At 59.4% G+C, this 12,854-nt stretch carries 11 protein-coding genes; 6 read left to right on the forward strand and 5 right to left on the reverse strand.

Translation table 11 applies throughout. The annotated features are described in order from the left end of the window. Nucleotides 1-142 precede the first annotated feature (142 nt). Nucleotides 143-1,465, forward strand: a complete 1,323-nt coding sequence (locus AC2A6O_RS06735) for an NAD(P)/FAD-dependent oxidoreductase (RefSeq protein ID WP_498926243.1) — start codon at nt 143-145, stop codon at nt 1,463-1,465. Between the two features lie 352 nt (nt 1,466-1,817). Further along, entirely contained in the window at nt 1,818-2,939 is a 1,122-nt protein-coding gene (locus AC2A6O_RS06740; protein WP_498926244.1) for an ATP-dependent DNA helicase, read from the forward strand. On the opposite strand, the gene AC2A6O_RS06745 is transcribed toward AC2A6O_RS06740, so the two are convergent. Beyond that, on the reverse strand, nt 2,923-3,519 hold the full coding sequence (locus AC2A6O_RS06745) for a TetR/AcrR family transcriptional regulator (protein ID WP_498926371.1): 597 nt from the start codon (nt 3,517-3,519) through the stop codon (nt 2,923-2,925). The two genes, AC2A6O_RS06740 and AC2A6O_RS06745, sit on opposite strands and share 17 nt — an antisense overlap. A gap of 474 nt (nt 3,520-3,993) precedes the next feature. Between AC2A6O_RS06745 and AC2A6O_RS06750 the strand changes: the two genes are divergently transcribed. Then, on the forward strand, nt 3,994-6,438 hold the full coding sequence (locus AC2A6O_RS06750; protein WP_498926372.1) for a Tex family protein: 2,445 nt from the start codon (nt 3,994-3,996) through the stop codon (nt 6,436-6,438). 44 nt (nt 6,439-6,482) lie between these two features. Here AC2A6O_RS06750 and AC2A6O_RS06755 read toward each other — a convergent pair whose 3' ends face one another. Continuing rightward, nucleotides 6,483-7,421, reverse strand: a complete 939-nt coding sequence (locus AC2A6O_RS06755; RefSeq protein ID WP_498926245.1) for an MliC family protein — start codon at nt 7,419-7,421, stop codon at nt 6,483-6,485. A 403-nt stretch (nt 7,422-7,824) separates the two neighbouring features. Between AC2A6O_RS06755 and AC2A6O_RS06760 the strand changes: the two genes are divergently transcribed. Together AC2A6O_RS06760 and AC2A6O_RS06765 are read left to right on the forward strand one after the other, a co-directional pair. Further along, nucleotides 7,825-8,511, forward strand: a complete 687-nt coding sequence (locus tag AC2A6O_RS06760; RefSeq protein ID WP_498926246.1) for a DUF2270 domain-containing protein — start codon at nt 7,825-7,827, stop codon at nt 8,509-8,511. A gap of 226 nt (nt 8,512-8,737) precedes the next feature. Next, complete coding sequence (locus tag AC2A6O_RS06765; RefSeq protein ID WP_498926247.1) at nt 8,738-9,163, forward strand: GNAT family N-acetyltransferase; 426 nt, start codon at nt 8,738-8,740, stop codon at nt 9,161-9,163. A 62-nt stretch (nt 9,164-9,225) separates the two neighbouring features. Here the strand turns inward: AC2A6O_RS06765 and AC2A6O_RS06770 are convergent, their stop codons facing one another. Next, on the reverse strand, nt 9,226-10,467 hold the full coding sequence (locus AC2A6O_RS06770; RefSeq protein ID WP_498926248.1) for an NAD(P)/FAD-dependent oxidoreductase: 1,242 nt from the start codon (nt 10,465-10,467) through the stop codon (nt 9,226-9,228). 192 nt (nt 10,468-10,659) lie between these two features. On the opposite strand from AC2A6O_RS06770, the gene AC2A6O_RS06775 reads away from it, so the two are divergent. Then, nucleotides 10,660-11,307, forward strand: coding sequence for a GntR family transcriptional regulator (locus AC2A6O_RS06775; RefSeq protein WP_148582888.1), 648 nt, complete (start codon nt 10,660-10,662; stop codon nt 11,305-11,307). A 38-nt stretch (nt 11,308-11,345) separates the two neighbouring features. Here the strand turns inward: AC2A6O_RS06775 and arsB are convergent, their stop codons facing one another. Both arsB and AC2A6O_RS06785 read right to left on the reverse strand, forming a co-directional pair. Then, on the reverse strand, nt 11,346-12,392 hold the full coding sequence (gene arsB / locus AC2A6O_RS06780) for an ACR3 family arsenite efflux transporter (RefSeq protein ID WP_498926249.1): 1,047 nt from the start codon (nt 12,390-12,392) through the stop codon (nt 11,346-11,348). 58 nt (nt 12,393-12,450) lie between these two features. Beyond that, nucleotides 12,451-12,804 carry an ArsR/SmtB family transcription factor gene (locus AC2A6O_RS06785; RefSeq protein ID WP_498926250.1) on the reverse strand — a complete coding sequence of 118 codons (354 nt, stop codon included), beginning with the start codon at nt 12,802-12,804 and terminating at the stop codon, nt 12,451-12,453. Between the last annotated feature and the right edge of the window lie 50 nt (nt 12,805-12,854).

Genomic DNA, 12,854 nt, shown 5'->3' on the forward strand with positions numbered 1-12,854 from the left:
ACATATGATGATTTTCCAAAAGAGATTGATGCCTTTCCGGCAAACTGGATGACCGGTTCGGAACATCAATTGGCGGTTTTGCTGCTAGACAAGAAAGCGGCTGTCCTCTGTTCTGGACGAAACGCCGGAAGGAAGGACAGTCATGCCAACACCGAACGAATCGCCGAACCATCATGATGTGATTATCATCGGCGCCGGCATTATCGGCTGCGCGATTGCCCTGTCGCTCACGCGCAAGGGCTACAAGACGCTGAATGTCGACGCGTTACCGGCCGCTGGCTATGGCTCCACCTCCAGCTCTGCCGCGGTGGTCCGCACCTATTATTCCACACGCGATGGCACCGCCATGGCCCTTGAAGGCTATCACGACTGGAAGAACTGGCAGGACTATCTGGGGGCCGAAGACGCGGAAGACCTCGCCCATTTCATCGAAACCGGAACCCTGGTGATGAAAACGGCGTCCGATAACTACCAGAAACATGTTCTGGAACATGCCGATGCACTTGGCATCCCCTATGAGCACTGGTCGGCTGACCGCATCACACAGGAACTTCCAGGCTACAATCTGGATTGCTTCGCCCCGGCCAAGACCATGGCAGATGATGACTTCGGCATGCCGACCGGCGGCGCGCTTCAGGGCGGTGTCTTTTTTCCGGCAAGTGGTTATGTCGACGATCCGCAGATTGCCGCACGCAATCTGAAGGACGCGGCTGCGAAGCTTGGCGCCCAGTTCCGCTTCAAGACCAAAATCGTCAAGATCCCCGTGGAGAACAACCGTGTTACCGGCGTGGTTTGTGAAAGCGGAGAACACCTTCCGGCAGGGATCGTCATCAATGTGGCCGGTCCGCATTCCGGCAAGGTGAACCTGCTTCTGGAAGGTGAAACCGGGCTCAGGATCGGCCATCGTCCGCTGCGCCAGGAAGTGGTCCAGATCGCTCCGCCTGAAAGCCTCAAATACTCCCGCGAAGGCCTGATTGTTTCCGACAACGATATCTCGGTCTACGTCAAACCGGGCGGTGGCGGCCAGTTGATGATCGGCAGCCAGAACCCGACCTGCGATCCGCATCTTGAAGAAGATCCTGACGATTTTGCCATGGACCTCACCGACCGCGGCCTCACCTATGCTTACCGCTACTCCCAGCGCGTTCCGGAACTGGGCGTCTCCCAGCACCCGGTTGGCGTGGCAGCACTTTATGACGCCACAGACGACTGGCTGCCGGTCTACGACCGGACCGACGTCGACGGCTATTACCTGGCCATCGGCACCAGCGGCAACCAGTTCAAGAACGCAACCGTTGCCGGGCGCCTGATGGCCGACCTGATCGGCTACTGCGAAGCCGGCAACGACCACGACGCCCAGCCACTGCAATTCAAGCTGCAGCATGTCGCCCACACGCTCAACACGGCCACATTCTCCCGCAAGCGCGCGCTGACGAAGGAAAGTTCATTCTCGGTGTTGGGGTAGAGTTTCCGATTATCAAACCTTACTCAGGCCGCTCAGGTCACTCATCCCAATCAACCTCATCCTGAGGAGCGTACGAAAGTACGCGTCTCGAAGGATGGGCCGCTTGCTCCGTCGCCTGCAGCCCATTCTTCGAGACGGACCTGAAGGTCCTCCTCAGAATGAGGTGGGGGTTGAGGCAAGTTTTCTTGTGACTGAGGTGAAAGTCCGGCAAATGCGCTCCAACAGCCGGCACCACACCTGAACTCTCGAACCACAAGCAAATCCACCGAGAGACCGACCTGTCGATTTCCGTCGTGGTCGAATCGCCCGTTTCGGGGTAAGCAACCGGGTCTGATCCTGAAGGAGCATTTCCGTGGCCTGGTCCCCACAACAAGACGAAGCCCTGAAAGAAGCCGCTGCCTGGCTGAAGCGTGGCGACCGGCAGGTGTTCCGCCTGTTTGGCTTTGCCGGCACGGGCAAGACAACACTTGCCCGGCATCTGGCGGAAGGCATCGATGGCGATGTCTGTTTCGGTGCCTTCACCGGCAAGGCTGCGCATGTGCTGCGCCAGAAAGGCTGCGAGGATGCGGGGACGATCCATTCGCTGATCTACCGTCCACGCTCGGCCAAGGAAGAAGAAGATAACGACGACGACGAAGACGACACTGGTCCGCAGTTCGCCATCAAGAGAGACAGCCAGGCCGCGACTGCGAGCCTGATCGTCATCGACGAATGCTCCATGGTGGACGAAGACCTGGGAAAGGATCTCCTGTCCTTCGGCACGCCTGTTCTGGTGCTCGGCGACCCGGCACAGTTGCCCCCGGTGAAGGGCGGCGGTTTTTTCACGGCAGCCGAACCCGATATGATGCTGACCGAGGTTCACCGGCAGGCGCAGGACAATCCCATCGTTCGCATGTCGATGACCATTCGCGACGGCGGCCAGCTCGACTACGGCACCTTTGGCGAAAGCCGGGTGATCCACCGGCGCGACATCGACAAGGACCAGATTCTTGCCGCCGATCAGGTGCTGGTCGGAACCAACAAGACGCGCAGGCTCTATAACGCCCGCATTCGCGAACTCAAGGATTTCTCCACCCCCATGCCCGCTGTCGGCGACAAGCTGGTGTGCCTGCGGAACGACAAGACCAAAGGGCTTCTGAATGGCGGTCTGTGGACGGTGAAACGCCTCCGGCAGCCCCGTGGCAACACGTTGCGGTTCGACGTCGTGTCCGAGGACGAACTCGCGAGAAACGCCGTGAAGGTGAAGGTGTTGCCGGCCATGTTCGAAGATGGCGCGGAAAGCATTCCCTATGCCATCCGCCGCAAGGCGGACGAATTCGACTACGGCTATGCCCTGACCGTGCACAAGGCCCAGGGCTCTCAGTGGGACAATGTGGTACTGTTTGATGAAAGCTGGGCTTTTCGAGAGCACAAGAGCCGCTGGCTCTATACGGCCGTCACCCGCGCTGCCGAGCAGATCACTGTTGTAAGATAGGCGCGTTTCCCGGGACGCCGGAAAACTCCTGCATGCCACCGGTTCCGGGAAGGGCCTGAAGACCTGTTTCGACAAAGGTTTTCAGATCGGCCTCGCTGCTACCGCTGCGCCCGAGCAGGGCAATCGCCGAAAACTGTCCGTCGATGAAGGTTGCCATACGGTCAATATCCGTGTCTTCGGATAACTCGCCGGCTGCAACCGCCTTCAGGAGACGATCCCTGATGGCGTGGAACCGGGCAGCCCGCAGGTTCAGGACAACCTCCTGATGCCGCTGCGCGCCGTAGGTGCAATCGACAAGGGCATTGACCAGAAAGCATCCCGCAGGCGTTTCCTTGTCCAGCGTCAGATCGGCGATTGCGCCGAGGAACTCCCGAAAGTCCTGTACGAAGTGTTTTTCGGCCCGTTTCAATTTGTCGAAAACCGGCCCGCCGTAGGTCTCGAAATAGTGCATCAGCGCTTTTTCAAACAGCGCTTCCTTATCGCCAAATGCGGCGTACAGGCCCGGTTTGGCCATGCCCGAAGCTTCGGCAAGATCGGTCATCGACGTTCCGGTGTAGCCGTTCTGCCAAAAAGCGATCATCACGGAATGAAGAGCGTCTTTGGTATTTACTTTTCTTGGCCGTCCGCGTGCCATCGGTCTGCACTCCTCATAACAAACCGTGTTATCTGGTTATAGAAGCTCGAGAAACCCGAGCACCGGCAGGTAATGCGCTCTTGCAAGAGTGCGCGCGCCGCCAACCAACCACGATATCTTGTGCAAAAATACCTGCTCGTTTCTAACGTAGAATACGCAATTTCCTGCAATTCGTACAGCAATTGCCTAGAACTCAACCTAGGAGTGTATATGAATTGTATCTCATTGCAATGCCTAGCCTGGCAGCCAAATTTCCTTTGAGGCAAGGCGGGGTATCCAGTCGCTTCTCTAATGACCTGATCCCGCCATTTCACAGTGGACGGAGCCCTCTTGTCCCTTTTCCGCCCGATTGTGGGAGCTTATCGTCTGCGGCTCAGTTTTTTCGACGGAAAGTACCTTTCGCAAATGGCAAGCGTAACGATGACCGACCCGGCGGCGCCCTCTTCCAAGGCTGCCCAATCCGCCCAGAGCGCTCAGACCGCCCTGCGTATCGCGCAGAGGATCGCGGATGAGATCGGCTGCAAGGCCGGCCAAGTGAATGCCGCCGTCCAGATGCTGGACGAAGGTTCCACGGTGCCTTTCATCGCCCGTTACCGTAAGGAAGCCACAGGCGGGCTCGATGACACCCAGCTTCGCAAGCTGGAAGAACGGCTGATCTATCTGCGCGAGATGGAAGATCGGCGCACCGCCATCACCAAATCCATCGAGGAGCAGGGCAAGCTCACCGACGATCTTGCCGCCAGTATCCAGGCAGCCGATACCAAGTCCCAGCTTGAGGACATCTACCTGCCGTTCAAGAAAAAGCGCCGCACCAAGGCGCAGATTGCCCGTGAAGCCGGTCTGGAACCGCTGGCGGACACGCTTTTGGGCGATGCGTCTCGCGACCCCGAAGCTGAAGCGGCCGCTTATGTCGATGAAGGCAAGGGCGTTGCCGACACCAAGGCGGCGCTTGACGGAGCACGCCAGATCCTGATGGAGCGCTTTGCCGAAAATGCCGAACTGGTCGGCCGCTTGCGCCGCCATGTCGAGGAACGCGGGGTCGTTCAATCGAAACTCATCGACGGCATGGCGGAAAAGGGGGCGAAATTCGCCGACTACTTCGACTACTCCGAAAAATGGTCGAAGATCCCCAGCCACCGTGCCCTCGCGCTGTTCCGCGGCCGCAACGAAGGCATCCTGTCCGTCGACCTGACAGTTGATGCGGACGACGTCTCCCCCGTCCTGCCGGCCGTGAAGATGGTCGCCGACACCTATGGCATCGCCGACCGGGGCCGGGCTGCCGACAAGTGGCTGATGGAAGCTGCCCGTTTCGCCTGGAAGGTGAAGCTCGCCCTGCACCTGGAACTCGACCTGATGGGTGTTCTGCGCGACAAGGCGGAAGAAGAGGCCATCCAGGTGTTTGCCCGCAACCTGAAGGATCTGCTGCTGGCAGCCCCAGCCGGCTCCAGAACGACGCTCGGCCTCGATCCGGGCATCCGGACCGGCGTGAAGGTTGCTGTTGTCGATGCGACGGGCAAACTGGTCGACACGGCCACCATCTATCCGTTCCAGCCGCGCAATGATGTCTCCGGCTCCCGCGCCGCCCTGCTTGCCCTGATCGCCAAACACAAGGTCGGTCTGATTGCCATCGGCAACGGCACGGCCAGCCGTGAAACCGACAAGCTGGCGGGCGACGTTCTGGCGGACATTCCAACCGCCCAGCGCCCGGTCAAGGTCATCGTCAACGAGGCTGGCGCTTCGGTCTACTCGGCCTCGGAACTGGCGGCAAAGGAAATGCCCGACGTCGACGTTTCCCTACGCGGCGCAGCCTCTATTGCCCGCCGTCTACAGGACCCGCTCGCCGAACTGGTGAAGATCGAACCGAAATCCATCGGCGTCGGTCAGTATCAGCATGACGTCAACCAGACCAAGCTGGCCCGTGCACTGGATGCGGTTGTTGAAGATGCGGTGAATGCTGTCGGCGTCGATCTCAACACCGCCTCGCCTGCCCTTCTGTCGCGCATTTCCGGCCTGTCGGACAGTCTGGCGAAGGCTGTTGTCGAGCACCGTGAAGCCATCGGCCGGTTCGACAACAGGAAGCAGCTCAAGGAGGTGCCGCGCCTCGGCGCCAAGGCCTTTGAACTCTGTGCCGGCTTCCTGCGCATCAACGAAGGCAAGGAGCCGCTGGACGCCTCCTCCGTCCATCCGGAAGCCTACCCGCTGGCCAAACGGATCGTGAAGGCCTGTGGCCGCGACCTGCGCCAGATCATGGGTGACGCCTCCCTGCTGAAGGGCCTCGAACCGTCTGAATTCACCGACGAGAAGTTCGGCTTGCCGACCGTGAAGGATATCCTGGCAGAACTGGAAAAGCCGGGCCGTGACCCGCGCCCGGAATTCAAGACCGCCACCCTTCAGGACGGCATCGAGGAAATATCCGATCTGAAACCCGGCATGAAACTGGAAGGCACGGTGACCAACGTGACCAATTTCGGTGCCTTCGTCGATGTCGGCGTCCACCAGGATGGGCTGGTGCATGTCTCCCAGTTGGCCGACCGTTTCGTCGACGATCCCCACAAGGTCGTGAAGGCCGGGGACATCGTGAAAGTGACGATCCTGGAAGTGGATGTTCCGCGCAAGCGCATCTCCATGACCATGAAGTCCCAGGCCGATTATCAGGGCCAGCGCGAGCGCGGCGGCCAGGACAGGGGCGGCCAGGATCGCGGTGGTCAGCATCGGGGTGGGCCGGCGGGCAGAGGCCCCGGTGGAAAAGGTCCCGGCGGTGGTAACGGCCCGCGCGGCGGCGGTGGCCCGAAATCCTCTGGCGGAGACAGCGGCAACAACGCGTTGGCCGCGGCCCTCGCCGCAGCCATGAACAAGAAGAAATAATCTCCTGATCCAGCGGTGTTTATGCGCGCCGCTGGATCAGCTCACTATTGGTTCTGACGACAGGTGTCGCTTCCATAGGGCGCTTCATGGACAAGGTCCGAACCCTTGCTGTGGATCGTATAACTTCCATCCGAGTAACGCGCTCCTGAACCGGAGACGACCTGCTCCAATCGTCTCGGTGGAGAACCGTCAAACGTATAGGTCACGTACCCGTTGCCACTTCTCACGTAGGTGACCGTCATCGGCAATCCTTCGGTGCACGTGTATTGGACAGTGACCGAGTCTCCGCCAATCGGCTGAGCCACGTTGCCGCCTGATACCGGCTGCTGGCCACGCATCGGAAAGGCGTCCGTGATGGCGTAAAGGTCAGACCGTGGGGCATCCCCTTGTGCGTAAAGGATCATGCGCCGATACAGATCCAGTTGCAGCGTCACATTTCGCGAGGAGTCATGGAGATACACCGACCACTCGTCCCGGCCGAATTCCTGAAAGTTGAAATTCACCGTGCCGTAGACGTCTGCCTCCTGCCACTGGCCATTCCCGACGTGTGTGAATGAGCCACCCGAATGCCGGACGACACCCACATTTCTGCCGTTCACGCCGGAAGCTGTTGATGGTTGACCCGCAGGTTGCTGCGGTACGGGATTTTGGACCTGAGGGCGACCTGCGCAGACCTCATAGATCCCGGGATAGGGACGTTCCGAGCAGAACAACCCACCCCAGTGATAGCCCGTCTGCCCGTTCCGGTACCTGATCTGGAACCATTCGTACCCATTCATCATGACCCCGGTTCCGGACAGGATCAAAATCGGATCTCCCTGAAAGAGACTGCCGCTCTGCCCGTACTGCATACCCGGCCCACTGCGGACCTTGCCACCGTAGGATGCCCCGTTCTGCGGAAAGTCGACATCCGGTGAGGCGAAAGCGAAATTCGCCGGCAAAACAATGGCTGCCAGCACGAGACAAGATGAAAACCTGTTCATCAAAAACCCTGTTCTATTGAAACTTCTTCAGTTGAAATGCGGCTTGTTCGCCAGGAACCACTGAACTTATCGAGTGACGTTAGGTTATATAAACGGGAAATGAAACCTCGATCCGCCTCCGCATGCGCGCAAATGGCTCACATGGCAGCGGCGTGTCGAAATCGCGTGGCTGAGACAACAGCAGCAAACCCGACAACGCTTCTCTTGGCAGGTATCAATTTCATCTCGAAAATCCATTTGATTTTTCAAGACAACCGATTGGGCGCGTTGCAAACAAATGGTGGCTTTGCCTGTGTTTACAAATACAAAGTCAGGCTGATTTTACTTGGCATTATTGACAGACCTCGACCCTTCATTTCTGAGGCTTTAAGCTTTCGAAACCCCCAAATGCGAGGCTGAGGGCATGACGGAGGAAGACGCCCAAAGAGAATGGCCGAAGCAGGACATGGAGTCCGGTACACTCGCCGCGCTTGCGCACCTTTACCGCGCCGAGGTGTTTCGCAGCACCCATTGGCGCACGCGCCTCGACAACACCACCAACTGGGCCGTGGTCACCACTGGCATCGCCCTGTCGGCGACATTTTCCAACAAGGATGCCTCGCCCCTGCCCATGGTGCTGGTCGGCCTGCTGGTGACTGTGTTTCTGATTTTTGAAGCCCGTCGCTATCGCTACTACAACATGTTTCGCGCCCGGGCGCGGTTGATGGAGACTGACTTTTACGCCCCGATTCTGGCTGGACGGAAGGTTCCGATGCAGGGGGGCTGGGCCACCATGCTGGCCGACGACTATGAGATGCCGCATTATCACATCTCTCTCGTCAGGGCGGCAGGGCGGCGGCTGCGCAGCAATTATTCCTGGATCCTGGCGATCCAGGCAGTCGCCTACTACGGCAAACTGGCCATTCATCCCATGCCGTTGAGCAGCCTTGCCGATGTGTTTCACCGGGCTGCCATCGGCCCAATCCCTGGATGGGCAGTCATACTGGCAGGCCTTGTGTTTCATACAAGCTGGGTGGTGTTTGCCATCGTGACCTATCGACTGGACAAGCTCTACCGGGAAAAACGCCACTCTCCCATGCAGGCGATCTGACGGAGGAAAGGTCGGGGCAGACGCCCCGTTCTGTTTTCCCGGGGCTGCCGTGTGTGATAGGGGACATTCCATTCAAAGCGGAGATTTTATGTCCTGATCTGTCGGGCACCCGTCAGTGCCCAGTTGCAAACAACCTCCCCCGGCATTGCGGGCAGTGTTTGCCGAACCTCACGTGAGACAATACCCGGTCATGACCTCATGATCGGAACAGGACAATAGTATCCAGATGATCAGACCCTATGTCAGCCAGGACGCTGAACGGATTATCCATATCTGGCGCAAGGCCAGTGAATACGGGCATCCGTTTCTGAGCGACGACTTTCACGACATGGCAGCCACCCTCATCCGCGACATTTATCTGCCGAAGGCGGAAACCCATGTCACGGAGATCAACCGCACTGCCGTGGGTTTCATATCGCTGCTGGACAGCCACATAGGCGGCTTGTTTCTCGACCCGCAATTTCACGGACAGGGCCTTGGAAGGGCCCTTGTGGAGCATGCGGTGAAACGGAAGGGACCGCTCACCGTTGAAGTCTTCAAGGAAAATGCACGCGCCCGGCGCTTTTATGCCGCCTGCGGCTTTGAGCCGACCGGAGAATACTTCCACGATATGGCGCAGCAGATCAGCATTAAAATGGCCATGAAATCCTGAAACGACTGCGGCGGCTTCCGGGCCGCCGCAACTGTTCCTCAAAAGCAAGGACGGGCTTTGGCTCAGAACCGGCTTGCCGCGAAGGGAGCCGGATCGATAGTCGGTCGCGCGCCCTCTATCATGTCCGCAATCATCTCACCTGTGACAGCGGACTGGGTCAGACCGTGATGGGCGTGGCCAAAAGCATAAAAGACACGGCTGTGCCCAGTTGCCGGCGAAATCACCGGCAGGCTGTCCGGAATGGAGGGGCGGAAGCCCATCCAGCGCTTGCCACCCTCCGACCGGAGCTCGGGGAAAAACAGCTTTGCCTTGGCCAGCATGGCGTCCACCCGGCGCCAGTTTGCCGGCAGATCGAGACCGCCGAATTCAACAGCTCCCCCCACGCGCAAACCGCTGGACAATCGCGACATCGCGAACCCGTGCCCGGACAGCATGATCATACGGTTCACGGTCACACCGGGTTCCGGGATGGTAATGTTGTAGCCGCGTTCCGTATCCAGAGGGATGCTGTCTCCCATCTGCGCGGCAAGAGCTTTCGACCATGCTCCGCAGGCAATCACCAGCCGTTCGGCTGAAATCTTGCGGCCATCTTTCAGAACCACATCACAGCCACTGTCGTTAGGCTGCAGGCGGCTGACCTCGCCAACCTCGAATGAGACGCCTTGCGAGGACAGCCACTCGGCCACCGAAAGGCAGAGCACCTTCGGCTCGTCCATCTGAACCCAGTCCGGCACGAGCGCCCCGCCGACGACACGGGCAGAAAGGTCCGGCTCCAGATCGCGGACCGCAGATGCGTCCAGCTCTTCCACCTTGATGCCGTAGTCGCGTTGTTCGGCCCAGCCTGCGCGAGAGGCTTCAAGCGACTGCACCGTGTCGAACAGTTCCAGGCAACCGTCCCGGCGCACCTGGTTGTGGGTTCCTGTCACCCGCCAGAGCGCCTCCCAGGCCGGAAGCGCCCCACCGTTCAGCTCTGCCAGCGCCTTTGTACTTTGCTGAACCTTTGTAGGATTGGAGGCCGCCATGAACCGCAGCATCCAGGGCAGGATCTTGAGCGCATAGGCCGGGCGCACCGACAAGGGCCCCAGCGGATCCAGCATCCATTTGAAGGCCTGCTTCCAAAGTCCGGGCGATGCCAGCGGTGCGACATCCGTCCAGGCGATGGCGGCCGCGTTGCCCTGGCTTGCGCCTGCCGCCGGGCCTTCTCGGTCCAGCACCGTAACGCCGTAGCCCCGCTGCACCAGGGCAGCGGCGGTCGCCAGACCGACAATGCCGGCGCCTATCACATGGACATGTCCCTTGCTCATTCGGCTTGTCTTTTCTCGTATGTCATCAATCGCCCGCACTGCCGGATCGGACAGCAGCCGCTCACCGCAGTCAGTAGAACCTGGCACTTGTTTTCAGAGTTCAAGTCCTGCCAGACCCGGCTTGCCTCGTCTACCGCTTCGCCGTGTGATATATCATAAATACACTTGGAACATACAAAGGTCTTTTCCTTCATGTCCGCAGAGTCCAGCCGATCCGCACAGGCTTATCGCCTGCTGGAAGAAGAGATCGTTACCTTGAAGCTGAAACCCGGCAGCACGGTAACCGAAGTTGCCCTCACCGAAAGACTGGGCCTTGGGCGGACCCCCATCAGGGAGGCCATCCAGCGCCTGTCCTGGGAAGGTCTTCTCAACATCCGGCCGCGTCTCGGCATCGTCGTCGCCGAAATGAACCCGTCCGATTTTCTGAAAGTCCTCGAGGCCCGCCATGCGCTGGAACGCCTGGTGGCCGGTTTGGCTGCACGGCTTGCCAGCAAGGACGAGAGAAGAACCCTGGAAGCGATTGCGGAAGACATGCGCGAAGCTGCCGCAAAACCGGATGTCGAGGATTATCTGCGCCAGGACAAGGCCTTCGACGAAGCCGTTTCGGCTGCCGCCTGCAATCCCTTTGCCGCCAAGGCTCTTGCTCCCTTGCAGACGCAAAGCCGCCGGTTCTGGTACCGCCATTTCGGCGAGGAAGACCTGACCCCGGCGGCCTGGAGCCATATGGAAGTCATGCGCGCCATTGCCGCGGGAGACAAGGCCGCCGCAATGGATCACGCTGAAAACCTGATGCTCTATCTGCGTCGCCAGGCAACGACGCTGGTCAGCGGCTCCGGCTAGGCATTTTCAGGCTTTCGCAAAGCTGAGGAAGGCCCAGCCTAGGCAGACACCGGAAAATGAGACCGCGTCCTGTTGGCAAAGGCGACCAGGGACAGCATCACCGGCACCTCCACAAGAACACCGACAACCGTCGCAAGGGCGGCACCGGAGTTCAGGCCGAACAGGCTGATGGCAACGGCAACGGCAAGTTCGAAGAAGTTGGACGTCCCGATCAGCGCTGCCGGAGCGGCGGTGTTGAACGGCACACGCCACAAGTATCCCCAGGCGTACGCCACGAAGAAAATACCGTAGCTCTGGATCAGTAGAGGCACGGCGATCAGCACGATCACCAGCGGCTTCTCCAGAATGGTCTGCGCCTGAAATCCGAACAGCAACACAACGGTCGCCAGAAGGCCCATGACCGAGAAGGGTTTGACCTTCGCCGTAAATTCGGCGATGCGCTCGTCATTGCCTGATCCATCCAGCGCCTTGCGGGTGAAATACCCGGCCACCAGCGGAATGATCACATAGAGGATCACCGAAAGAAGGAGGGTCTGCCACGGCACGACGATATCGGTGACACCAAGCAGCAGCGCCGCGATGGGGGCAAAGGCGAACACCATGATGATGTCGTTGATGGAGACCTGCACAAGCGTGTAATTGGCATCGCCCCGCACCAACTGGCTCCAGACGAAGACCATGGCCGTACACGGCGCGACCCCGAGCAGGATCATGCCGGCGATATATTCCTTCGCGGTCTGCGGATCCACAAGCCCGGCAAACACGTGCTCAAAGAACAGGATCCCGAGAGCGGCCATCGTGAACGGCTTGATCAGCCAGTTGACCACGATCGTGATGCAGAGCCCCTTGGGCTTGCGGCCCACATCTTTCAGAGAGGCAAAGTCGACGTTGACCATCATGGGATAGATCATCACCCAGATGAGCACGGCGACGACCAGATTGACGCTGGCATATTCCAGCGATGCGATCGCCTCGAAGACACCGGGATAGACCGCCCCGAGCCCAACCCCGGCAGCAATGCACAAGGCAACCCAGAGCGACAGGAAGCGCTCGAAGATCCCCATTGGTGACGTTTCCTGTGTCATTCCAACTCTTTCTCAACTCGGATTTTCAGAAAACCGGATGCAAGGTCGCCCCGGCTTGTCAGCACGCCCCACCTGGTTCACAACCGCCACCGGCGACAAGGGACGCAATCGGTGCGCAGAGTTCCGGATTGCCGCCGCAGCAGTCCTGCAGCAGATACGTCACGAGACCCTGCATCGCTTCCAGGCTTGCGCGATAACAGATCGAGCGCCCGTCCCGTTCGGCTTGCACAAGCCCGGAACGGGACAGGACACCCAGGTGGGTCGACAGGGTATTCGGACGCACGCTGAGGTCATCTGAAATGGCACCGGCGGTCATGCCTTCTTTTCCGGCCTTCACCAGCAGGCGAAAGACGTCGAGGCGGGTTTCCTGGCCAAGCGCTGCCAATGCATTCAGGGCATCTTCTTTTTCCATATTTCGAGAATACTCGAAATACCGAAGCATGCAAGCGCAATTTACCGGCT

The organism is Labrenzia sp. ATLA3, assembly GCF_057180185.1.

What these genes read in the sequence shown, in the direction of transcription:
- AC2A6O_RS06735 (WP_498926243.1), top strand. Translation starts at nt 143, where the DNA reads ATGCCAACACCGAACGAATCGCCGAACCATCATGATGTGATTATCATC.
- AC2A6O_RS06745 (WP_498926371.1), bottom strand. Translation starts at nt 3,519, where the DNA reads ATGATCGCTTTTTGGCAGAACGGCTACACCGGAACGTCGATGACCGAT.
- AC2A6O_RS06750 (WP_498926372.1), top strand. Translation starts at nt 3,994, where the DNA reads ATGACCGACCCGGCGGCGCCCTCTTCCAAGGCTGCCCAATCCGCCCAG.
- AC2A6O_RS06755 (WP_498926245.1), bottom strand. Translation starts at nt 7,421, where the DNA reads ATGAACAGGTTTTCATCTTGTCTCGTGCTGGCAGCCATTGTTTTGCCG.
- AC2A6O_RS06760 (WP_498926246.1), top strand. Translation starts at nt 7,825, where the DNA reads ATGACGGAGGAAGACGCCCAAAGAGAATGGCCGAAGCAGGACATGGAG.
- AC2A6O_RS06765 (WP_498926247.1), top strand. Translation starts at nt 8,738, where the DNA reads ATGATCAGACCCTATGTCAGCCAGGACGCTGAACGGATTATCCATATC.
- AC2A6O_RS06770 (WP_498926248.1), bottom strand. Translation starts at nt 10,467, where the DNA reads ATGAGCAAGGGACATGTCCATGTGATAGGCGCCGGCATTGTCGGTCTG.
- AC2A6O_RS06775 (WP_148582888.1), top strand. Translation starts at nt 10,660, where the DNA reads ATGTCCGCAGAGTCCAGCCGATCCGCACAGGCTTATCGCCTGCTGGAA.
- arsB (WP_498926249.1), bottom strand. Translation starts at nt 12,392, where the DNA reads ATGACACAGGAAACGTCACCAATGGGGATCTTCGAGCGCTTCCTGTCG.
- AC2A6O_RS06785 (WP_498926250.1), bottom strand. Translation starts at nt 12,804, where the DNA reads ATGGAAAAAGAAGATGCCCTGAATGCATTGGCAGCGCTTGGCCAGGAA.